Below are 21,927 nucleotides of genomic sequence, written 5' to 3'. Positions count from 1 at the left end.
GCCCCGTGCCCCGAGGAGGCACCATGCCGGCCGCTCGAGTATCCGTTTTCCTTGGTGTGACCGCACTTCTGGCCGCTCTGCTCGCCGCGCCGGCCGCCGGCGCGGCGACCTACCCGAATCCCGGGCGCGTGACCGGTGACGTCGCCGTGCACGACCCGAGCGTCGTGAAACGCCCGGACGGCAGCTACCTGGTGGCGCACACCGGGGACGGCATCGCGCTCAAGACCTCCACCGACCGCACCGCCTTCCGCAATGCCGGCTCGGCCTTCCCGGGCGGCGCGCCGTGGACGACGTCCTACACCGCGGGCAGCCGCGCCCTGTGGGCGCCGGACATCTCCTCCCACAACGGCCGCTACTACCTGTACTACGCGGCCTCCACGTTCGGTTCCCGGCACTCGGCGATCTTCCTGGCCACCAGCACGTCCGGCGCCTCGGGCACGTGGAGCAACCAGGGGCTGGTGGTCGAGTCCCACGACAGCGACAACTTCAACGCGATCGACCCCGCCCTGGTCGTCGACGACCAGGGCCGGTGGTGGCTCGCCTTCGGCTCGTTCTGGTCGGGTACCAAGCTGATCCGGCTCGATCCCGGGACCGGCCTGCGCCAGGGGAGCGGCATGACGGCGATCGCCGGGCGGGGCGGCGGCGCGATCGAGGCGCCCTACATCGTCAAGCGCGGGCAGTACTACTACCAGTACGTGTCGTTCGACCTGTGCTGCCGCGGCGCGTCGAGCACCTACCGCGTGATGGTCGGCCGCTCCACCAGCGTCACCGGTCCCTACGCCGACCGCAACGGCGTGCCGATGAACTCCGGTGGCGGTACCGAAATCCTGGCCGGCCACGGCAGCATCCACGGGCCGGGCCACGAGGCCGTGCTGGCCGACCACGACGGCGACCTGCTCTTCTACCACTACTACGCCGACAACGGCGCGGCGCTGCTCGGCATCAACCACCTGAACTACGACGCGGCCGGCTGGCCGGTCGTCGCCTGAATTCCCGCCTCGACGAGGAGGAAGCTCCGGATGCGCCTTCGCAGAACCGCTGTCGTCCTGGCCGTTTCCGCGTCGCTGCTGAGCCCGGCGGTGGCGGACGCGGCCGCCCTGCCGGGTTCGGTGACGCTGACGGAATCGGCCCTGCAGGGCGTGCACGGCGTTTCGCCCGACGTCACGGTCCGCAACGTGCTCACCGTGACCGCGAGCGGGACGGCCCTGCGCGTCCGGCTGGGCAACCCGTTCGGCGCCGCTGCGCTGCGGGTGCGGTCGGTGTGGATCGGGCGGCAGCCTTCGGCGGGGTCGCCGGCCTTGGCGCCGGGTTCGAACCGCCGGGCGACGTTCGGCCTCCGGCACGCGGTGACCATCCCGCCGGGCGCGAGCGCGTGGACCGACGCGGTGCCGCTGTCCGTGCGGCGCGGCGACCACGTCGCGGTGAGCGTGTACGCGCCCGGGTCGCCGGTCGACGACCACACGTTCCCACCGCCGGAAACGGACACGCCGGGGTCGTTCGCCTCGGCCGGGCCGGGTGACGCCGGCGCGGACGAGTCCGGACGCGCGTACGGCGCCTTCGCGCCCGGCGTCCTGTGGTGGGCGGACGCGATCAGCGCCGTGTCGCCCGCCCGCGGCACGATCGTCGCCCTCGGGGACTCGATCACCGACGGCTACAACGCGTTCGGCGGCGGCCCCCGCTGGACCGACGTGCTCGCCGAGCGGATCGCGACGCGCCCGCCGGCGCGGCGGCTGTCGGTGGCCAACGCCGGGATCAGCGGCAACACCGTCAGCGTGCAGCCGAACCCGTACGACCCGACCGGCCAGTGCTGCGGGCCGCCGGCGCCGGCCCGGCTCGACCGGGACGTGCTGTCCCTGCCCGGCGTGCGGTACGTCCTGCTGCTGGAGGGCACGAACGACCTCGGCGGCGGCGACTACGCGCCCCCGGCGCCGGCCGCGCAGGTCATCGACGCGATGCGGACCATCGCCGGGCGGGTGCACGCGGCGGGCCGCCGGATCGTCGGCGCGACCGTCCTGCCGATGTGCAACGCACCCGGCGGCCCGAAGGAGCAGGCCCGGCTGGCGGTCAACGCGTGGATCCGCACCTCGGGCACGTTCGACGCGGTCCTCGACTTCGACGCGGTGCTGCGCGACCCGGCCGACCCGACGGTGATCCGCGCGGACCGGCGAACCGACTGCTACCACCCGAACGCGGCGGGGGACCGCGTGCTGGGCGAGTCGATCGACCTCCGGGTGTTCGGGCTGTGAGCCGTCAGCGCCGGTCGGTCTTCGGGCGCTGGGGGTCGTGCACCGGCCGGGGCTCGCGCTTGCGGACGGGGGTGGCTCGCGTCTCCCGGGCGCGCGCCCGGCGAGCGCCGAGGACGGTGACGATCAGCTGGTCGATGGGGGACATCGGAGCCTCTCCGCGGGGAGCGATCGAACCGGTTCGATCATGAACTCACCCTAGGACAGACCGGGTGCGGGCGGCAACGGCCGAACAGCAGAAGCGGTTCGGCCGGTCGGGGCAACCCGGCGGCGCACCGCCGCTAACCGCGGGGCCGTGCGCCCGTGCTCGACCGCAGCGAGATCGGCGGCTCCAGCAGCGCGTGCCGTGGCTCCGCGCCGCCGTCCGCGATCTGGGCCAGCAGCAGGTCCACCGCCAGCCGGCCCAGCTCCGTCGCCGGGACGTCCGCCGCCGTGAGCGGGGGGTGGAAGTCCTCCGCCAGCCGCTCCGCGATCACCCCCGTCAACGAGAAGTCGCGCGGGACCTCCAGCCCCGCCCGGTGCAACGCGCGCTGCACCCCCGGCAAGGCCGCTTCGTTGATCGTGACCGCCGCGGTCACCGCCGGCCACTGCGCCCGGATCTGCTCGAAACACGCCAGGCCCGCCGCCGCCTCGTCCGCGCAGCACACCGTGCGGGCCCGCAGGCCGCGCGCCGCCGTGGCCTCCAGGAACCCTGTCGTCGAACGGAGGGCCGGGCCGTAACCCGCCGCGACGAGTTCCGCCGAGCGGTTGATCAACACCACCTCTTCGTGTCCCAGGTCGGCGAGGTGGTGGACGCAGCGCGTGATCAGTCCGCCGTAGTCGACGTCGACCCACCAGGACGCCCCGGGGTGCTCGACGTGGCCGATCGTCACGAACGGCAGGCTCGCCTGGCTCAGCCGCTCGACCCGCGGGTCCGCCAGGAGGATCTCCATCAGGATCACGCCGTCGACCCGCCGCCCGGTCACGATGCGCTCGAACGACCGGTCGTGGTCGCCGCCGCTGGGGGAGAGCAGGACGTCCAGGTCGTGGGCCGCGGCCGCGTCGACGACGCTGCCCACGAACCCCAGCTGGACGTCGGTCAGTCGGCGGCTGGCCGGGGGAACCACCAGGCCCAGCGTGCGCGTGCGGCCCTCGGCCAGCGCCCGGGCGCTCGCGTTGGGCCGGTAGCCCAGCTCGGCGATGACGTCGTTGATGCGCTGCACGGTGGCCGCCGAGACCGGGCGCTTGCCGCTGAGCGCGTACGACACGGTGCTGCGCGACACCCCCGCGCGCCGCGCGATCTCGCCGATGTTCATGCCACTCCCGACCGTCGACCAGAACCGGTTCGATCGTAGTACACGCAGTATTGCGCAGGAGCGCCCGCGGGGTTTACGGTGACGCGGCCTCGGTCATCGAACCGGTTCGACGAAGGATCCACGGTCGTCGCAGGTGCCGACAGGAAGGACCCCTCATGAAGCGTCACCCGTTCATCCGGCTGCTGTCGGCGGCCGTCGCCGCGACGACCCTGGCCGCGTGTTCCTCCGGCGGGACCGCCCCCGCCGCGGGGCCCTTCACGGTCTGGGACCCGTACCCGCAGTTCGACGCGAGTTCCGCGTGGGCGAAGGTCGTCGACAAGTGCGGCGCCGAAGCCGGGGTCAAGGTCACGCGGCAGGCGTTCGACACCACCGACCTGACCAACAAGGTGCTGCTCGCCGCCCAGCAGGGCACCGCGCCGAACGTCCTGGTGGTCGACAACCCCGTGGTCTCGACCCTGGCCGAGGGCGGCGTGCTGAAGTCCAACGCGGACACCGGACTCGACGCCGCGCAGGCCGCCCCGAACCTGCTCGCCGCCGCCGAAGCCAAGGGGCAGACCTACGGCGTCCCGATCGGCGCGAACACCCTCGCCCTCTACTACAACAAGACCGTGCTCACCGCGGCCGGTGTCGACCCGGCGTCGGTGCGGGACTGGGCGAGCCTCGACGCCGCACTGGCCAAGGTGCACGCCGCCGGCAAGAAGGGCATCACGTTCTCCGCCATCGGCACCGAGGAAGGCAGCTTCCAGTTCCTGCCGTGGTTCTGGGGCGCGGGGGCGAACCTGACCGACCTGGCCACGCCGGCCGCCACCTCGGCGCTCGCGCAGTGGAAGTCCTGGCTGGACAAGGGATACGCGCCGAACTCGGTGATCGGCAACACGCAGACGACCAGCTGGCAGGAGTTCGCGACCGGCGAGTACGCCTTCGCCGAAAACGGCACCTGGCAGTTGCAGAACGCCAAGAAAGCCGGCTTCGCGTACGGCGTCCTCGCGATCCCCGCCCGCACCGGGGGAGCGGCCCCGGCGCCGACCGGCGGCGAGTTCGTCACCGTGCCCGCCCAGAGCAGCCCGGACACCGAAAAGACCGCGGGCAAGATCGCCTCCTGCCTGACCAGCCCGGCCAACGTCCTCGACTCCGACACCGCGCTGACCTACGTGTCCGCCGTGCCTTCGGTGCAGGAGAAGCAGGTCGCCGCGCAACCCGAGCTGAAGGTGTGGGTCGACGCGGTGAAGGTCGCGAAGGGCCGCACTGGCGACAACCTCGGCACGCGGTACCCGCGGATCTCCGAACCGCTGTGGGGTGCCGTGCAGGCCGCGCTCACCGGCGCGAAAGCCCCGGACGCCGCGCTCGCGGCCGCGCAGGCGACCGCCGCGTCGGCGAAGTAGGCGTGCTCGTGCAGGACATCCGTGAACCGGTCGCCGTCCGCCCGGCCGCACCGACGCCCGGCCGGGCGCGACGGCGGCGGCCGCAGCTGCTCGCGTGGGCGTTCCTCGCGCCGCTGGTCGCCTACCTCGTGCTCTGCTACGGCTATCCGCTGGTCACGAACATCGACCTCAGCCTGCGCAACTACACCGTCCGCACCTTCGTCCACGGCGGCGCGCCGCTGGTCTGGTTCGACAACTACGCCGACGTGTTCGCGGATCCGACCTTCCGCACGGCGTTGCTCAACACGCTCGTCTTCACGGCCGCGTCGCTGCTCTTCCAGTACGGCATCGGCCTGGCGATGGCGGTCTTCTTCGCCCGCCACTTCCGCCTGGGCCCGACGCTGCGCGCGCTGTTCCTGGTGCCCTGGCTGCTGCCCCTGATCGTCTCCGGGTCGACGTGGGCGTGGCTGCTCAACAGCGAGTCCGGGGTGGTCAACGCCGTGCTGGGCGGGCTCGGCGCCGGCCGGATCGACTGGCTGACGTCGCCGTCGTGGTCGCTGGTTTCGGTGATCATCGCCAACATCTGGATCGGCGTCCCGTTCAACCTCGTCGTGCTGCACAGCGGCCTGCAGAACATCCCGGCCGAGGTGTACGAGGCCGCGTCGCTCGACGGCGCCGGGGCGTGGCAGCGCTTCCGGCACGTCACCTTCCCGCTCCTGCGCCCGGTTTCGGCGATCACCCTGCTGCTGGGGCTGGTCTACACGCTGAAGGTGTTCGACGTCATCTGGATCATGACCCGGGGCGGCCCCGGCGGGTCGTCGACCACCCTGGCCACCTGGTCCTACCAGCTCGGGTTCGGCAGCCTGCTGCCGCGGTTCGGGCCCAGCGCGGCCGTGGGCAACGTGCTCATCCTGCTGGCCCTGGTCGCGGGCCTGCTCTACATCCGCGCGCAGCGCCGCCAGGAGGCGGCGTGATCCGGCACTGGCGCACCGCGGTGGGACTGGTGCTCACCGCGGTGATGCTGTTCCCCGTCTACTGGATGGTCAACGTGTCGCTCACCCCGGCGGGGCGGATGCGCAAGTCGCCGCCGGACTGGTTCCCCGCGGCGCCGACGTTCGAGGGCTACGAGCGGGTCCTGCACGAGCAGCTCCCGTACTTCGCCACCAGCCTGCTCGTCGCGCTGGGGACGGTCGCGCTGACACTGGCCCTGGCGGCGCCGTCGGCGTACGCGCTGGCCAAGCTGCGCCCGCGCGGCCGGCGGACGCTGGGATTCGTGCTGCTCGTGGCGCAGATGATCCCGGGCATCATCATGGCGCTGGGCTTCTACGGCAACTACGTCTCGCTGGGCATCACGAACACCGTGTGGGGCCTGGTGCTCGCCGACTCGACGATCGCGGTGCCGTTCGCGGTGCTTATCCTGACCTCCTTCATGGCGTCGGTGCCGGACGAACTCGTCCAGGCGGCCACGATCGACGGCGCGGGCGCGGTGCGCACGTTCTGGTCGGTGGTGCTGCCCGCGAGCCGCAACGGGGTCGTCACTGCGGGGCTGTTCTCGTTCCTGTGGGCCTGGTCGGACTTCGTCTTCGCGGCGACCCTCGACGGCGGTGGCCCGCTGCAGCCGCTGACCCTGGGCATCTACCGCTACATCGGCAACAACAACCAGGAGTGGAACTCCATCATGGCGACGGCGGTGGTGGCTTCGGTGCCGGCCGCCGTGCTCCTCGTGCTGGCGCAGCGGTTCGTCGCCGCCGGCGTCACCGCGGGCGCCGTCAAGGACTGACCCCTTCCGGAAAGGACGCTTCTGTGCCCACGGGCGAGTTTTCGCTGCGGGAAATCCCGTTCAGCCACCCGGGATCGTGGTTCGACGTCTCGCCGGTGGTGGCCGAAGCCACCTACGCGGACGACCTCCACCTGGTGTCCCACCGCCACGGCATGCACGCCGTCCTGGCCCTCGTCCCCGAAAGCGGCGGGGAGCGCGCGGCGGTCCCGGCCGGCGCCACGCCGTCCGCGCTCACCTGGGGTTCGGGGGACCGGCGGATCACGGCCGCGTACGCGGGACCGGACGCGCTCCGGATCGCCGGCCGCGGCCTGGCGTTGCGGATCCGCGCGGCGGAGCTCACGCTGACCCCGTTCACCGGCACGTACTTCTTCGCCGACCCGGTCGACGGTTCGGCTGTTTTCACCTCCTACGAAACCGGCCACCGCTACCGCGTGACTGTCCTTTCCGGACACGTGCGGCACGTCGGTGCGGAAGCGCTGGGCACGGCCGAGCGGGCCGTCGTGCTGAGCGGGGACAGCTGGGAAGCGGTGCTCGAAGAACTCCCCGGCGCCCGGGAGCCGTACGTGCCGGGGGCGGCGTTCGACGCCGTGGTCGCCGCCGCCGCGACGGCGTTCACGGCGTTCGCCGATGCGGTGGCGCCCTGGCGCGGCGAACGCACGCCCGCCGCCGAGCTCGCCTGCTACGTGCTCTGGTCGGCCGTCGTGGCGCCGTCCGGGTTCGTGGGCCGTCCGGCCGTGCTGATGTCGAAGCACTGGATGGACAAGGTGTGGAGCTGGGACCACTGCTTCAACGCGCTCGCGCTGGCCGCCGGCCGGCCCGAGCTGGCGTGGCACCAGTTCCAGGTCGTCTTCGACCACCAGGACGACCGGGGCGCGCTGCCCGACTCGGTCACCCACGCCGAGGTGCTGCGCAACTTCGTGAAACCGCCCATCCACGGCTGGGCGCTGAGCCGCCTGCGCGGCCGCCTTCCCGGCGGCCTGCCGGATCCCGCGCGCGCCTACCGGCAGCTGGCGGCGTGGACGACGTTCTGGCTCGACCACCGCCGCGTGCCCGGCGGGCGGGTCGCGCACTACGAACACGGCAACGACAGCGGCTGGGACAACGCGACGCCGTTCGCCGTGGAGCGGCTCGTGCAGACGCCCGACCTGGCGGCGTTCCTGGTGCTGCAGCTGCGGGAGCTGGCCGTGCTGGCCGCCGGGCTCGGTGACGGCGAAGGCGCCGCGCGGTGGCGTGCCGAAGCGGACGGCATGCTGGCGGCGTTGCTGGACGAGCTCTGGGACGGCACGGAGTTCGTCAGCCGCTCGGCCACCACCGGCGCGGTCCAGGGCGGGGCGAGCCTGCTCGAACTCATGCCGATCGTGCTCGGGGAACACCTGCCCCCCGGCGTCCGGGACGAGGTCGTGGCCGGGCTCGAGGCGCACCTCACCGACATCGGGCTGGCGACCGAACGGCCCGGGTCCCCGTGCTACGAGGCGGACGGCTACTGGCGCGGGCCGGTGTGGGCGCCCGTCACGGTGCTGATCGAGGACGGCCTGCGCCGCGCCGGGGCGGTGTCCCTCGCCGACTCGGTCAGCGCCCGGTTCCGGGCGGTGTGCGAGAAATCCGGGTTCGCCGAGAACTTCGACGCGCTGACCGGCGACGGCCTGCGCGACCGCGCCTACACCTGGACGGCCGCGGCCTACCTCCTGCTCGCCGGGGACGCCGAAGCGCGGGAAGCGCTTTCCGAAAAGTAATAATCCGGTTGGTTCGACCACATCGACGACCCGGGCCGTTGAAATCATCGATGCCATTGTCCGAATCGATCGAATGTCGGTGAGCAACGCACCGGATCTTGACCGGCGCACAACGCGGCTGCAATAGTCGTCCCGCCTCCCGTTCGATTTCCGGGAAAGGATGAACCGATGCACAAAGTCGTGCGTTCCCTGCTCGTCTCGCTGACCGCGGCCGCCGTGGTGGCCGGTACCGCCGGCGTGGCCGAAGCGGCCGCCTGGTCGTCGTCGGACAAGTGGGCGACGTGGTCCAACGGCGGGTACACCGTCCGCAACGACGTCTGGGGCAGCGGGGCCGGCCCGCAGACGATCTGGGCGAACTCCTACGGCAACTGGGGAGTGTGGGCGAACCACCCGAACACCGGCGGCGTCAAATCGTACCCGCATTCGGCGAAGAACGTCGGCCGGACGCTCAGTTCCCTCCACCAGGTCTCCAGCAGTTTCTCCGTCAGCCGCCCCGGCAGCGGCGCCTACGAGACGGCCTATGACATCTGGGCGAACAACAACGCCTACGAAATCATGCTGTGGATGAACAAGCAGGGCGCGGTCGGCCCGATCGGCAGCAAGCAGACGACGGTGAGCGTCGGCGGCCACACCTGGGACGTCTACAAGGGATCGAACGGTGCCAACGCGGTGTTCTCGTTCCTGCGGACCTCGAACACGAACGCGGCCACGGTCGACGTGCTCGCGGTGCTGAACTGGATCAAGGCCCGCGGCTGGTTCGGCGACGTGACCCTGGGCGAGGTGCAGTTCGGTTTCGAGATCACCTCGTCCTCGGGCGGGCTGGACTTCACGTCGAACAGCTATTCGGTCTCCGCTTCCTGACCCTTCACCCGCCGCGGGAGATCCGGCCGTAGTCCCGGAGGAACCGGGCTTCGGCCAGGGCCATGGCCGCGATCTCCTGCGGTGCCACGCTTTCGTTCGGCGCGTGGATGCGGGCCTGCGGTTCCTCGACGCCGATGAGCAGGATCTCGGCGTCGGGGTAGGTCTCGGCGAAGACCGTGCACAACGGGATCGAACCGCCCTGGCCGAGCCTGCTCACCGGGCGGCCGTACACCGCCTCCAGCGCGCGGGTCATCGTCGCGTACGCCGGGCCGTCGGTGGCGGCGAGGAACGGGTGGCCGATCGCCTCGACGTCCACCGAGACCTCGGCGCCCCACGGCGCGGCCGCCTGCAGGTGCTCGGTCAGGGCGCACGCCGCGTGGTGCGGGTCGACGCCCGGCGGGATGCGCAGGTTCAGCCGGGCCCGCGCCCGCGGGACCAGCGCCGCCGTCGAACCGACCACCGGTGGGCAGTCGATGCCGAGCACCGTCAGCGCCGGGCGCGCCCACAGGGAGTCCGCGACTTCGCCGCCGCCCAGCAGGACGGCGCCGGGTGGCAGGCCCGCGTCCGCCCGGAACCGGTCGGCCGGGTACGGGGCACCGGTCCAGCGGCCGTCGCCGGGCAGGCCGTGGACCGTGGTGGCGCCCGTGTCGTCGCGGAGCGAGTCCAGCACCCGCACCAGCACCGCCAGCGCGTCCGGGGCGGGTCCGCCGAACATGCCCGAGTGCAGCTCGGACGGCAGCGTCCCGACCGAGACGACGACGTTCACCAGCCCGCGCAGGCTGACCGTGACGGCCGGGTGGCCGACCGCCGCGTTCCCGGTGTCGGCCACCAGGATCGCGTCGGCCCGCAGCAGGTCCGCGTGCTCCGGGACGAACGCCTCCAGCCCGCCGGTGCCCTGCTCCTCCGCACCTTCGACGACCAGCTTGAGGTCGACGGGGATGTCGTCGCCGAGGGCGCGCAACGCCGTGAGGTGCATGAGGATGTTGCCCTTGCAGTCGGCGGCGCCGCGTCCGTACCAGCGTCCGTCCACTTCGGTCAGCCGGAACGGCGGTGTCCGCCACTCGTCGTCGGCCAGCGGTGGCTGGACGTCGTAGTGGGCGTAGAGCAGCACGGCCGGCGCGTCCGGCCGCCCGCACGGCCTCGTGCCGACCACGGCCTGGCTGCCGTCCGGCGTGTCGGCGAGGCTCGTGCGGAAGCCGGCCCCGGCGAACGCGTCGGCGACCCGGACGGCCGCGCGGTGGCATTCGTCGGGCGGGAACTGCCGGGGGTCCGCCACCGACCGCAGCGCGACGAGCTCCGCGAGTTCTTCCCGCGCCCGGGGCATCAGGGCGTCGATCCGGGTCCGCAGGTCCACCGCGCTCACCCGCCCACCGGGCAGGGGCCGGTGTACCGCAGCACCGGCCGGAGGAGGGGACGCGCGCCCGGGCCGCCGGCGGTGTCGCTGACCGCCCGGTCGAGCGCGGCGTCGAGGCCGGCGCAGACCGCGGACCGGTGGACCAGGTAGCCGGCCACCAGCAGCCCGCCCAGCACCACCGCCACCAGGACGTAGACGGCCGTCCGCTGCGACCGGGTCGATCGTTCGTCCACAGTGGTCATGACGCGCTCGCCTCCGGTTGCCGCCACGAAGGTTTCCGCAGGCGGTAGAACAGGAACGGCACCACCAGGCCGAGGCCGAGCGCACCGCCGGCGACGATCCCGAGGTAGCCCCACGGACTGCCCGAGCCGAACTGCGCCGGCGGGACGAACCCGACCAGCAGCGCGGCCAGCGACGCGCAGAACCCCATGCCGCACAGGCCGAGCAGCAGCGGCGCGCGGAACCCCCGCGGGTGATCGGGGTGCTTGCGCCGCAGGCGGACCGCTGCGACGAACACCAGCAGGTACGTGATCAGGTACACCTGCGTGGTGATCACCGAGAAGATCCAGTACGCGCTCGACGCGTCCGGGATGAACGCGTAGAGCAGCGCGATCACCGTGGTGACGGCGCCCTGGGCGACCAGGATGTTCTGCTGCACGCCCCGGCCGTTGAGCCGCTGCAGGAAGGGCGGCAGGTAACCCTCCTGCCGGGCGATGAGCAGCAGGCCCTTCGACGGGCCGGCCAGCCACGTCAGCATCCCGCCGAGCGAGGCCAGCACGAGCAGGATCCCGATCAGCGGGGTCAGCCATTGGATGCCGAAGCCGGCGAAGACGGCGTCGAACGCCTGCATCACCCCGGCCGTCAGGGAGAGCCGGTCGGCCGGGATCACCCAGCTGATGGCGAGCGCGGGCAGGACGAAGACGAGCAGCACCAGCCCCATCGCCAGGAACATCGCCCGCGGGAACTCCTTGCCCGGCCGGCGCAGGGAGGACACGTGCACCGCGTTCATCTCCATGCCCGAGTAGGACAGGAAGTTGTTCACGATCAGGACCAGGCTCGCCAGCCCGGCCCACGCGGGCAGCAGGTGGCTCGCCGACATCGGGGCCGCCGACGGGTGCCCCCGCCCGAGGAACACGAGGCCGAGGACCACGAGCAGCGCGCCGGGCAGCAGCGTCCCGACGACGAGCCCGCCGCCGGCCAGGCCGGCCACCCCCTTCGTGCCGCGGGCGGAGATCCAGACGCCGGACCAGTACGCCACGACGATCACCGCCGCCGTCCACCACCCGCTGCTCGCCAGGTCCGGGTCGAAGACGTACGCGAGCGTGCTGGCGACGTACCCGAGCAGGCTGGGGTAGTAGAAGATCGTCATCGCGAACTGGCACCAGACCGCCAGGAACCCCATCGGCTTGGAGATCCCGAGCGCGACCCAGTTGTAGGCGCCGCCCGGCCAGCCGGAGGCCAGTTCGGCCGAGACCAGCGACGTCGGCAGGAGGAAGACGATCGCAGGGACGACGTAGAGGAAGACGGCCGCGAGACCGTACACGGCCATCGTCGGCGCCGGGCGCAGGCTGGCGACGGACCCGGTCGTCATGAGCGCGAGCGCGACCCAGGAGATCCAGGCGCCGGCGGGCGGCCGCGCGCGGCCGGCACCGCGGCCGGGTGGCGGCCCGGCCGGCTCCGCGGACCGGTGTGGTCGGTGGGTGGTGGTCATGGCAGTCGGCCTCCCGGGGCTCGCCTCGACGGGTGCCTCATCGTGTTCCGTGCGGCGCCCGGCCGGGTCACCCGTGGCGGGGGAGAACCCGGCCGCCTCAGCCGAGGACATCGTCGAGGGTGACGGCGGCGTCGATCAGGGCCAGGTGCGTGAACGCCTGCGGGAAGTTGCCGAGCTGCTCACCGGTCGGCGCGATCTCCTCGGCGTACAGCCCGACGTGGTTGGCGTAGGTGAGCATCTTCTCGAACGCCGTGCGCGCCTCCTCCAGCCGGCCCGCCCGGGCCAGCGCGTCGACGTAGGCGAAGCTGCACAGCGAAAACGTGCCTTCGGCGCCGGCGAGGCCGTCCGGGGACGCGGCCGGGTCGTACCGGTAGACCAGGCTGTCGGTCACCAGGCCGGCCTTGATCGCGTCGAGCGTCGAGAGCCACAACGGGTCCGTCGCCGGGAGGAATCCGGTGCGGGGCATGCGGAGCAGGGCCGCGTCCAGCTCGTCGCCGGTGTCGTGCTGGACGAACGCGGTGCGCGTGCGGTGCCAGCCGCGGTCGAGGATCTGGCCGTGGATGCTGTCGCGCTGCCAGGTCCAGTCCTCGACCGGGGCGGGCCGGCCGTGGGTGCGCGCCAGCCGGATGCCGCGGTCGAACGCGACCCAGCTCATCAGCCGGCCGTAGGTGAAGCGCTTGCGGCCGCCGCGCGTTTCCCAGATGCCTTCCTCGGGCTGGTCCCAGTGTTCGCCGAGCCAGTCGAGGGCCGCCCGCAGGGCCGTCCAGCCCTGGTGCGGGAGCTCGAACCCGGCGCGGTCGGCGGCGAAGACGCTGTCGAGGGCTTCGCCGTAGATGTCGAGCTGCAACTGCCCGGCCGCGTCGTTGCCGATCCGGACCGGGGCCGACCCGCGGTACCCGGACCAGTGCGCGAGGCTCTCCTCCCGCAGGTCCGTCGTGCCGTCCACGCGGTACAGCACCGCGAGCGGCCCGCCGGCCCCGCCCCGGCCTTCGCGGATGCGGTCGCCGAGCCAGGTCCCGAACCGGGCGGCCTCCTCCGTGAACCCCAGCGCCAGCAACGCCGACACCGAAAACGACGCGTCGCGGACCCACGTGTACCGGTAGTCCCAGTTCCGCTCCCCGCCGAGTTCCTCGGGCAGGCCGAGCGTGGGCGCGGCGACCAGCCCGCCGGTCGGCGCGTAGGTGAGCAGCTTGAGCGTGATGGCCGACCGGAGCACGATCTCCCGCCAGCGGCCGCGGTAGGTGGAGCGGGCCAGCCAGCCGCGCCACCAGTCCACAGTGGACTGGAAGAGTGCTTCGAACTCGGCGACGCGGAGTTCGCGGGGCGGCTCCGCGGAGTCCGTCTCGAGCACGACCCCGCGCACCTGACCGGCGTCCAGGGTGAGCCGCAGGTGGACGTCACCGCCTTCGACGCGGGTCTCGGCGAGGTGCTCGTCGCCGGGTTCGCGGACCGCGTGCAGCACGAGGGAGGTGTCGCGCGCGACGAACACGGCCCCGTTCGCGACGAGCATCGCCTGGTGCGGCCGGCGGCCGTAGTCGAAGCGGGGTGCGATCACCACGTCGAACGTCATCCGGCCGCGGACGCAGCGCACGAGCCGGGCCAGGCGGTGGCGGGTGGTGGCGGGGCCGTCGCACGGCGGCATGAAGTCGACCACTTCGCCGATGCCGTCGGGGCCGGAGAACCGGGTGATCAGCACCGCGGTGTCCGGGTGGTACATCTGGGAACTCGCGCAGGCGCCGGCCGGGCGGATGCGGAACCGGCCGCCGCGCTCGTCGTCGAGCAGGGCGCCGAAGACCGACGGCGAGTCGAAGCGGGGGCAGCAGAACCAGTCGATCGACCCGTCGGTCGTCACCAGCGCGGCCGTCTGCAGATCTCCGATCAGCCCGTGCTCGGCGATCGTGGTTTCGGTCATTTCTCCTCCATCGGCACCGGATCCCCTCACCCGGCACCGTTGCGGGCGCGCCCGGCCGCTGCCTCATCCCCGCGGGGTGAGGTGGCCCGGCCCCGGGCGCGCCACCGTGTGCGGCACCCGACGAGGAAGGCCCGCCGATGATCGTGCTGCCCCTGGCCCTCGCCCAGTTCGTCGCGAGCTACGCCGCGACGACCATGACCGTCGCCGTCAGCCCGATCGCCGCGGACCTCGGCACGACCGTGCTCGGCGTGCAGACGGCGATCACGGTGTTCACCCTGACCATGGCGTCGCTCATGGTGCCGGGCAGCAAGCTGAGCGACCTGCTGGGCCGCAAGCGGTGCTTCCTGGCCGGCCTGGCGGTCTACGGCGGCGGCGCGCTGCTGGCGGCGGCCGCGCACGGCCCGGCGCTGCTGATCCTCGGGTACTCGGTGCTGGAGGGCATCGGGTCGGCCCTGATGATCCCGCCGATCTACATCCTGATCACCGTGGCCAGTCCCGGCCTGGCGGCCCGGGCGCGGGCCTTCGGCGTGGTCAGCGGGGCCGGCGCGCTCGGGGCCGCGGCCGGCCCGCTCGTCGGCGGCCTGGTCACGACGTGGCTGGGGTGGCGGGCGTCCTTCCTCCTGCAGGTCCTCTTGGTGGCCCTGATCGTCCTGCTGACGGTACGGCTCACCGAGCCCCCGGCCCCGCCGCGCGACCGGGAGTTCGACGTCGCCGGCGCGCTCCTCTCGGCGGCCGGGCTGTTCTTCGTCGTCTTCGGCGTCCTGCGGACGGGGACCTACGGCTGGCTCGTCTCACGGGCGGACTTCGCCGTCGGCGGCGTGGTCCTGCTCCCGGCCGGCGGGATCTCGCCGGTGTGGCTGTTCGCCGGCATCGGCGCCGGCTTCCTCGTGGTGTTCTTCGCGCACGTCCGCTCGCGGGAACGGGCGGGGCGGGCGGCGCTGGTGCCGTCCGGGCTCTTCCGCGACCGCGGCACCCGGCTCGGGCTGATAACCCAGCACGTGCAGTGGCTGGTCCTGCAGGGGTCGTTCTTCGTCGTCGCGGTCTTCCTGCAGGAGGTCCGCGGGTACGACGCGATCGGGACCGGGCTGCTGCTGACCCCGGCCACCGCCGGCATCCTCGGCGCCTCGGCGGCCGCGGGCCGGCTGGCGCGGCGGCACCCCCAGCGCCGGCTCGTCCGCGCCGGGTTCGCCGTCACCGTCGCGGGTCTCGCCCTCGTGCTGCTGCTGGTCCGGGCGGACTCCGGGGTGGCGAGCGTCGTGCCGGGCCTGTTCCTGCTCGGCGCCGGGGTCGGGGTGATGCTGACGGCGTCGGTGAACCTCGTGCAGTCGCGCTTCCCGGACGCCGCGCAGGGCGACATTTCGGGGGTTTCCCGCAGTGTGTCGAACCTCGGCTCGTCGGTGGGGACGGCGCTGGCCGGTTCGGTCCTGGCCGGGACGCCGCACCTCGGCGGGCGGTCCTTCGCCCTCGCCCTGGCCACCCTGGGCGTCGTGGCGGTGGCCGGGCTGGCCGCGGCGCTGCGGCTGCCGTCCGACTGAGCTGTCCACTGTGGACAAGCGCCGGTGTCGCACCGCGGTCAGGATCACCCGCAGCACCACGCCCAGCACCACCAGGTCCGCGGCCATCTGCCCGGTCACCAGGGCCCGGGCGGTGGCGGACACCGGGGTGATGTCGCCGAAGCCGACCGTGGCGAACACCGTGACCGTGAAGTACAGGGCGTCGGTGCGGGTCAGGCCGGTGCCGAAGGAGCCGGGCCGATCCTGGGCCAGCACGTGGTAGGCGTCGGCGAACAGCAGCAGGAACAACGGGACGACGAGGGCCAGCGCCTGGACGCCCTGCCAGGCCGGGAACGGCGAGCGCAGGATCATCCGCACCTCGCCGGCGACCAGCAGCACCAGCACCGCGAGACCGGCGGTGAAGCCGGCCGCCGGCCAGGGCCCGAAGCCCTGGCCGACCGGGAGCAGGTAGTAGAGGCAGAGTAGCGCGGTGATCGTGAGCAGGGGCCGGAGCACGGCCAGGTGGACGAACCGCCATCGCCGGGCCGCGGTCACCGGGCGAGGGCCTTCCGCTTGAGGGCCTGGAACTCCGCGTCGTCGATCACGCCTTCGTCGAGCAGCCGCCGGGCTTCGGCGATCTGCGCCGCGCCGGTCGTGTCCGATGTGGACACCGAACGCACGTAGTCGTCGAACCGCCGCCGGCCGGCCGCTTCGCGGGCGCGCTGCCGTTCGAGGATGTTCCGGCCCTGCGTGCAGAGGTAGAGCAGCACGCCGACGAACGGCAGCACGATCACCAGGACCGTCCAGCCCGCCTTGGCCCAGCCGGAGACGTCGGCCCGGCGGAACAGGTCGCCGAACGTCACGAACAGCAGCCAGAACCAGGCGATCCAGCAGAAGAACACCAGCATCGTCCACATCAGGTTCAGGAACGGGTATTCCGCGCTCGCCAGGGCCATGTCGTCTCCTCGGGTCCGGAATCGGGGCCAGGCACGCTCGAGCGTGCCCGGCCCACTGGACACCGATCCCGGGTGCGCCCGCCTCACCCGCGCCGGGTGGGGCGAGGCGGTCAAACCGTGAAGTCGGCGACTTCGGCGTCGAGCAGTCCCCGTTCCTGCGCGATCGTGACCGCCTCGCGCCGGCTGCGGACGTCGAGCTTCGCGTAGATCCCCCGGACGTGGGTCTTCACGGTGTTGGGGGAGACGGTCAGGTCCTGGGCGATCTCGTCGATCGACCGCTGCGTCGGCAGCAGGCGCAGGACGCCGCGTTCGCGCTCGGTCAACGGAGCCGGCATCGGCGGGGTGCGCAGCCGGCGCCGCAGGGCCAGGACTTCGCCGGCGAACCGCTCGCCGGTGCCGAGGCGGCCCAGCCGGCTGGTGAGGAACCCGACCAGTTCGGGCGGGGCGAAGACGAACGGGAACCGGACGCCGGCGGGTTCGGCGGCCCGCAGCGCGTCGCCGAGCAGCCGGGCGGCCCGGTCGCGCGCCCCCGCGGCCAGCGCGGCCTGCACGCCGAGCAGCGACGCCTCGATCGGCACCCAGGCCAGTTCCAGCGGTGGTGCGTCGTCCGCCAGAGTGCGCAGCACGGTGCTCGCCGCGTGGTGGCGGCCGAGCCGCAGCTGGGTCCGGGCGCGCATCAGCAGCAGCTCGCCCGAACCGGCGAGGACCGGCAGGGCCCACCGGACGGTCTCCCGGGCTTGGCCCGCTGCGCCCAGCCGCAGGGCCGCCCGCTGTTCCAGCACGGCGCACAGGGCGGCGTGCCCGGCGGGGCAGCCGCGCCCGGTCCCGAGGCGGTTGCGAGCCCGGCGCATCCGCCGCAGCCCCGCGTGCCAGGTGCCGAGCTCGAATTCGGCGGCCCCGCGCAGGGTTTCGGCGAACATCCGCAGGTCGCGAGCGGCTCGCGCCGGGGCGTCGCCGAGCAGCTGCCCGACCCGCTTCGCGTGTTCGACGCAGTCGGCCGGTTCGCCGCGCAGGAGGGCGCCGTACGCCATCAGGGCACGGGCTTGGGCGCCCTGCACCGACCGCGGGAAGTCCTGGTGCGGCAGGCGGCTTTCGGCCCGGCGGGCCAGGGTGTCCATCGCCCGGTAGTCACCGTCGTGGCAGGCCAGCTCGCCCAGCAGCGTGAGGCACCGGGCGACGGTGAAGTCCTGGTGCACCTGCTCGGCGGTGCCGAGGACCCGCACCAGCGCCTCCCGGGCCGGTCCGCGGTGGCCGCGGGCGATGAGGACGCCCGCGCGGTGCACGGCCGCGAGCCCGCGCAGGGCGCTCCCGGCGGACGGCTCTTCGTCGGCCTGCTCCGCCGCCCGGAGGGCACCGGCCGGCGTGCGGTCGAGCTGGGCGAGCCGGGCGTGGGTCAGCCGGCGCAGGAGGGGCAGCTCCGGCGCCGGGCGGGCCGGCCACGACGCCTCCGCGCGGGCCAGGTGCAGGCGGGCCGCCGACGTCTCGGCCGCCTCCAGGCACAGCGCGGCCGAAACCAGCGCCGCCGGGGCGCCCGCGGCGATCCGCCGGTCCTCGAGCAGGGTGAGGGCCTGCCGCAAGACGTCGTGCTCGCCCGCGAGGAACAGCGTCACGGCGTGCTCGCGCAGGAGGTCGCCGACCCGGGCCGGATTGCCGGACCGGACGCTGTGCAGCAGGGCCGGCGCGGGCCGGTGGTGCCCGGCGAACCAGCGTTCCGCCGTCGCGTGCAGCGCCCGGGTCCGGTCCGGGGCCCGCCGCTCCTGCTGGGCCCGCAGGTAGGTGCGCAGCAGCGGCGTCACGCGGTGGTGCGGCGGGGTGCCGGCGGTGTCGACCAGCCGGGTGGCCGGCTCGCCGAGTTCGCGCAGCATCGCCTCCGCGTCCGTCCGGCCGCAGAGCACCGTGGCCAGCCCGGCCGGGACCTCGTCGCAGATGCTGATCGTGCGCAGCAGCTCCCGGTGCGCGGGGGTGAGGGAGGCGAGGGCTTCGTCGGCCAGGTAGGCGAGCACGGCGTCGTCGCGTCCGGTCTCGAAGTCCCGCAGGTTGCCGTGCCGGGCGGCGGACGCCGTGGCGAGCCGCAGCCCGGCCGGCCAGCCGCCGGTCCCGGCGACCACCCGGGCCACCTGGTCGCGCGGGATCGCCCGGTCGGCCGCGGCGAGCAGGGTTTCCGCCTCCTCCGCGGTGAACCGCAGCGCGGCGGCGCCGACTTCGACGAGCCGGTCGGCGAGCCGCACCCGGCCCAGCGGCAGCGGTGGTTCCCGCCGGCTCGACACGGCCAGGCACAGTCCTGCCGGCTGGTGGCGGACCAGCGCCTGCAACCCGTGCCACGGCTCGGGAGCGGTGATCTCCTGAGCGCTGTCGACGACGAGCACCACGGGCTCGGGCAGCGCGTCGAGCGCGTCGGCGACCGTGCTCAGGAAACCGAGGTCGGTGCTCGGGGCTTCGGGAACGGCGAGCAGCCGCAGCGGGTTGCCACCGGGGAGCCGGCCGCAGCGGCCGAGGGTTTCCAGGACCGCGGACCAGAAGAGGTGGTCGTCGTTGTCCTCGGCGTCCGCGGCCAGCCAGGCGACCGCGCCGGGACCCCGGCGGCGCGCCCATTCGGCGAGGAGCACGGTCTTGCCGAACCCGGCGGGGGCGCCGACGAACACCAGGGCCGCTTCGCTCGCGCCGTCGAGAACGGTGAGCAGGCGCGGCCGTGACACGAGGTCCGCCGGCGGCCCGGGAACGGTGAGCTTCGTTCTCGGAATTCGTCTTCGGGCCGGGGCGTCGGAGCACTGGCGCATGCAATTCTCCTTCGTGATCGGTTTCGGGCAATCCCGCGGATCCTGCCACGCAAAAGCCGCGGCTCACCCGCTGCGGGCGAGGAGAACGGCGGCCCGGAGCAGAATCGTGTGGCGGGTGAAAATACGCGGGAATTCATCGGGAACGGGCAAGTGGCGATTCGCGGGTGCCCCCTTCTGCTGGCTCGGGCCGGGTGAGGCACTGGTGCTCGACGTGGTGCGGACGGGCCGGATCAGCGTGGCTTCGGTGCTGCTGTGGCTGGTCGTCGCGCTCGCCGCGCTGAGCCCGGCCGCCGAGCTCCGCACCGGCGTCCGCGCCGGGGCGGACCTGGTCGCGCGGCTGGTCTTCCTGCCGGCGCGCGGCTGGTCGGCGGCGATGCTGCTGCTCGACGTGGCGATGGTCGCGCGCGCCTGGTACGCGGCGGGCCGGCCCCGCCGCGATCGGCGGACCCGGTGACCCGGGGCGGCGTTCTCGACCTGACGGCGGGCACCGATTACGTCTTCCGGGGCAGCGGTGCCATTCCGGACCGGGCCGTGGCCGGGGTCGATGATTTCCGGGGTGTGCTCGTCGTGCCGGTTCCGCCGGAAACGATCGTGTTCGGCACGGTGGCCGATCCCCGGCGCCTTCCCGAAATCCTGCGCCGGCTCGAGGCACTCGGGTTGCACGTGGTGTCCGTGCACCGGGTCCGGCAGCTCCCGTGGGCGGTGCACCGCGCGGACCCGTGACGGCACGCGGCTCACGACCCGGCCGCGGCCGTGACGTGACCCGACCGGATCGCCTGGCGCAGCGCGGCGTGGTCGCGTTCGTTCTGGTCGGCGCAGGCCGCCGCGAACTCCCGGACGGCCTCGGCGAACGCCGGGCCGGAGCCCAGGTACGCGGCGATCGCGAGCGGGTCACCGGTCCGCGCGTGCGCGCGGGCCAGCGTCCACCCGCACAGCCGGGCGTGGGCGCGCAGGACGTCCGGGGTCATCGCGGTGACGTCCCCGGCGCCGGAGTCGTCGCGCAGCCGGCGGACGTGGAAGTCGCCGGTGCGGCCGTCGAAGGCCGCCCCGCGGGCCCAGCCGAGGAAGACGTCGCCGGTGGCCTGGATCAGCCGCTGCCCGGTCACCACCCGCCGGCCGGGGCCGCCCGGTGCGGCGGGCCCGGCGTAGCCCTCCAGCACCGACGGCCGGGCCTCCTTCAGCTGCAGGAACAGCGGATCGCCGGCACCCGTCCGGACCAGCAGCGCCACCCAGCACCGCGTGCCGGCAGCACCCGGCCCGGGCACCGCGCGGGCCGCGTCGGCGAGCCGGTAGCGGTCCAGCAGTGCCCGCCGCGCGGGGCCGAGCGTGCGCCGGTACCGCGCGAGCACGACGCCGAGGCGGTCGGTCAGCGTCGCCGGGTCGCCGTCGCCGGCCAGCCGGCCCGCCGGCACGACCGCGGGCGGGCACGCGGCCAGCCGCAGCTGCCCGTCGCGGATTTCGGTGAACCGGCGCACCCCGGGAGCGCGGCGCCGGGCCGGGCCCAGCCGGTGGGCCGCGACCACCCGCAGCGTCCGGGCGTCGGCCGGGGCGAAGAAGATGTCGAGCGGTGTCCGGCGCGCGAAGCCGTGCATCGCCAGGCGGTAGGACTCGACCGCGGCGAGCACCGTGCGCCGGCGCTGACCCGCCGGGTGCCCGTCCTCCCGGCCGGTGACCTCGAAGCTCGCGGCGAGCCGTTTGACGTCCCATTCCCAGGGCGCGGGCAGGGTTTCGTCGAAGTCGGCGAAGTCGAAGACCAGCCGCCTGCCCTGCGCGGCGAACAGGCCGAAGTTGGCCAGCTGGGCGTCGCCGCAGGCCTGGACGGAGAACCCGGTCCGCGGGGTCGCGGCCAGATCCGCCGCGGCCGGCAGCACGGCGCCGCGGAAGTACGCCAGCGGCGACTCGGCCAGGCGGCCGTAGCGCAGGGGCAGCAGTTCCGGCACCCGGCCGGCGTCCTGGCGGGCCAGCAGCGTGAGCGGATCGGCGCGCCGGAGGGGGCTGGGGAACTCGGCGTGGTTCGCCGCCGGCACGGCGCTGCGGGCGGCGCGGGCCCGGGCGATCCGCACGTCGGGTGCCGCGATCTCCTTGTCGGTGAGAGTCATGGGACGGATCGTCGGCCGCGGAACCGGCCGGGGCGTCGCCCGCCGGGGGTGAAGCGGGGAGTCATCCACCACGGGTGACGACCGGGGCCGTGGTGCGCCGCAGGGTGGGGGCCGTGGAGGTGCGGTGATGGCGGAACGGACGACGAGCGGACGGCGGCGCCCCGGCGGGTGTGCCACGGGGATCTCCCCGGTGGCGGCCGCCGCGTCCCCGGCGCCGCGTTCCGCCATCCCGTCGAGCCGGCCGCGGCGCGCTCTCGGGGGGGGGGCCCCCCCCCCGCCCCGCCCCCCCCCGGCGGCCGCGGGCGGGCCGGGGGGGCGCGCGCGGGCGGGCGCCCCGGACGGGGAAAGCCGG

The 21,927-nt window shown here is 73.9% G+C and carries 19 protein-coding genes and 1 pseudogene; 10 read left to right on the top strand and 10 right to left on the bottom strand.

Going from position 1 to position 21,927, the window contains the following annotated elements:
* The first annotated feature begins 23 nt into the window (after nt 1–23).
* Entirely contained in the window at nt 24–989 is a 966-nt protein-coding gene (locus ABZW17_RS44060; protein ID WP_354828127.1) for an arabinan endo-1,5-alpha-L-arabinosidase, read from the top strand.
* A 30-nt stretch (nt 990–1,019) separates the two neighbouring features.
* Nucleotides 1,020–2,246, top strand: coding sequence for a GDSL-type esterase/lipase family protein (locus ABZW17_RS44055; protein WP_354828125.1), 1,227 nt, complete (start codon nt 1,020–1,022; stop codon nt 2,244–2,246).
* A 4-nt stretch (nt 2,247–2,250) separates the two neighbouring features.
* Here ABZW17_RS44055 and ABZW17_RS44050 read toward each other — a convergent pair whose 3' ends face one another.
* Nucleotides 2,251–2,391: a hypothetical protein gene (locus ABZW17_RS44050; RefSeq protein ID WP_354828123.1), complete on the bottom strand. Its 141-nt coding sequence runs from the start codon at nt 2,389–2,391 to the stop codon at nt 2,251–2,253.
* A gap of 133 nt (nt 2,392–2,524) precedes the next feature.
* Nucleotides 2,525–3,586: a LacI family DNA-binding transcriptional regulator gene (locus ABZW17_RS44045; protein WP_354828146.1), complete on the bottom strand. Its 1,062-nt coding sequence runs from the start codon at nt 3,584–3,586 to the stop codon at nt 2,525–2,527.
* A gap of 107 nt (nt 3,587–3,693) precedes the next feature.
* On the opposite strand from ABZW17_RS44045, the gene ABZW17_RS44040 reads away from it, so the two are divergent.
* The 5 genes from ABZW17_RS44040 to ABZW17_RS44020 all read left to right on the top strand — a co-directional run bounded on the left by ABZW17_RS44040 (nt 3,694) and on the right by ABZW17_RS44020 (nt 9,273).
* Nucleotides 3,694–4,920 (top strand): extracellular solute-binding protein, encoded by a 1,227-nt coding sequence (locus ABZW17_RS44040; protein ID WP_354828121.1) that lies wholly within the window; start codon nt 3,694–3,696, stop codon nt 4,918–4,920.
* An 8-nt stretch (nt 4,921–4,928) separates the two neighbouring features.
* Nucleotides 4,929–5,873 (top strand): sugar ABC transporter permease, encoded by a 945-nt coding sequence (locus ABZW17_RS44035; protein ID WP_354828119.1) that lies wholly within the window; start codon nt 4,929–4,931, stop codon nt 5,871–5,873.
* Nucleotides 5,870–6,679: a carbohydrate ABC transporter permease gene (locus ABZW17_RS44030; protein ID WP_354828116.1), complete on the top strand. Its 810-nt coding sequence runs from the start codon at nt 5,870–5,872 to the stop codon at nt 6,677–6,679. Before ABZW17_RS44035 ends, ABZW17_RS44030 begins: the two co-directional genes overlap by 4 nt.
* Before the next feature lie 23 nt (nt 6,680–6,702).
* Nucleotides 6,703–8,412 carry a glycogen debranching protein gene (locus ABZW17_RS44025; protein ID WP_354828114.1) on the top strand — a complete coding sequence of 570 codons (1,710 nt, stop codon included), beginning with the start codon at nt 6,703–6,705 and terminating at the stop codon, nt 8,410–8,412.
* A 168-nt stretch (nt 8,413–8,580) separates the two neighbouring features.
* Nucleotides 8,581–9,273, top strand: coding sequence for a hypothetical protein (locus tag ABZW17_RS44020; RefSeq protein WP_354828111.1), 693 nt, complete (start codon nt 8,581–8,583; stop codon nt 9,271–9,273).
* 4 nt (nt 9,274–9,277) lie between these two features.
* On the opposite strand, the gene ABZW17_RS44015 is transcribed toward ABZW17_RS44020, so the two are convergent.
* From ABZW17_RS44015 to ABZW17_RS44000, 4 genes are all read right to left on the bottom strand, one after another.
* Nucleotides 9,278–10,636 carry a dipeptidase gene (locus tag ABZW17_RS44015; RefSeq protein WP_354828109.1) on the bottom strand — a complete coding sequence of 453 codons (1,359 nt, stop codon included), beginning with the start codon at nt 10,634–10,636 and terminating at the stop codon, nt 9,278–9,280.
* Entirely contained in the window at nt 10,633–10,869 is a 237-nt protein-coding gene (locus tag ABZW17_RS44010) for a hypothetical protein (protein ID WP_354828107.1), read from the bottom strand. The genes ABZW17_RS44015 and ABZW17_RS44010 overlap by 4 nt, the downstream gene beginning before the upstream one ends.
* A complete protein-coding gene (locus ABZW17_RS44005; RefSeq protein WP_354828105.1) occupies nt 10,866–12,338 on the bottom strand; it encodes an APC family permease in 1,473 nt (490 codons plus the stop codon). Before ABZW17_RS44005 ends, ABZW17_RS44010 begins: the two co-directional genes overlap by 4 nt.
* A 97-nt stretch (nt 12,339–12,435) precedes the next feature.
* The gene (locus ABZW17_RS44000) at nt 12,436–14,250 is read right to left on the bottom strand and encodes a glycoside hydrolase family 15 protein (protein ID WP_354828103.1); all 1,815 of its coding nucleotides are present in this window, start codon (nt 14,248–14,250) and stop codon (nt 12,436–12,438) included.
* A 137-nt stretch (nt 14,251–14,387) separates the two neighbouring features.
* Here ABZW17_RS44000 and ABZW17_RS43995 point away from each other — a divergent pair, with 137 nt between their 5' ends.
* Complete coding sequence (locus ABZW17_RS43995) at nt 14,388–15,785, top strand: MFS transporter (RefSeq protein WP_354828101.1); 1,398 nt, start codon at nt 14,388–14,390, stop codon at nt 15,783–15,785.
* Nucleotides 15,786–15,875: 90 nt separating this feature from the next.
* Here ABZW17_RS43995 and ABZW17_RS43990 read toward each other — a convergent pair.
* From ABZW17_RS43990 to ABZW17_RS43980, 3 genes and pseudogenes are all read right to left on the bottom strand, one after another.
* Nucleotides 15,876–16,115 (bottom strand): annotated as a pseudogene (locus tag ABZW17_RS43990) (potassium channel family protein); the annotation flags it as partial.
* A 179-nt stretch (nt 16,116–16,294) separates the two neighbouring features.
* Nucleotides 16,295–16,699, bottom strand: a complete 405-nt coding sequence (locus tag ABZW17_RS43985) for an SHOCT domain-containing protein (RefSeq protein ID WP_354828099.1) — start codon at nt 16,697–16,699, stop codon at nt 16,295–16,297.
* Between the two features lie 110 nt (nt 16,700–16,809).
* Nucleotides 16,810–19,476, bottom strand: a complete 2,667-nt coding sequence (locus tag ABZW17_RS43980; protein ID WP_354828096.1) for a LuxR C-terminal-related transcriptional regulator — start codon at nt 19,474–19,476, stop codon at nt 16,810–16,812.
* Between the two features lie 202 nt (nt 19,477–19,678).
* On the opposite strand from ABZW17_RS43980, the gene ABZW17_RS43975 reads away from it, so the two are divergent.
* Both ABZW17_RS43975 and ABZW17_RS43970 read left to right on the top strand, forming a co-directional pair.
* A complete protein-coding gene (locus tag ABZW17_RS43975; RefSeq protein ID WP_354828093.1) occupies nt 19,679–19,930 on the top strand; it encodes a hypothetical protein in 252 nt (83 codons plus the stop codon).
* Nucleotides 19,927–20,199, top strand: coding sequence for a hypothetical protein (locus ABZW17_RS43970; RefSeq protein ID WP_354828090.1), 273 nt, complete (start codon nt 19,927–19,929; stop codon nt 20,197–20,199). The genes ABZW17_RS43975 and ABZW17_RS43970 overlap by 4 nt, the downstream gene beginning before the upstream one ends.
* An 11-nt stretch (nt 20,200–20,210) precedes the next feature.
* Here ABZW17_RS43970 and ABZW17_RS43965 read toward each other — a convergent pair whose 3' ends face one another.
* Nucleotides 20,211–21,575, bottom strand: a complete 1,365-nt coding sequence (locus ABZW17_RS43965) for a DUF2252 domain-containing protein (RefSeq protein ID WP_354828087.1) — start codon at nt 21,573–21,575, stop codon at nt 20,211–20,213.
* Nucleotides 21,576–21,927: the final 352 nt, after the last annotated feature.

The organism is Amycolatopsis sp. NPDC004625 (assembly GCF_040609695.1).
In the GTDB taxonomy this organism is placed as follows: domain Bacteria; phylum Actinomycetota; class Actinomycetes; order Mycobacteriales; family Pseudonocardiaceae; genus Amycolatopsis.
This window is presented reverse-complemented; position numbering and strand designations above follow the sequence as displayed.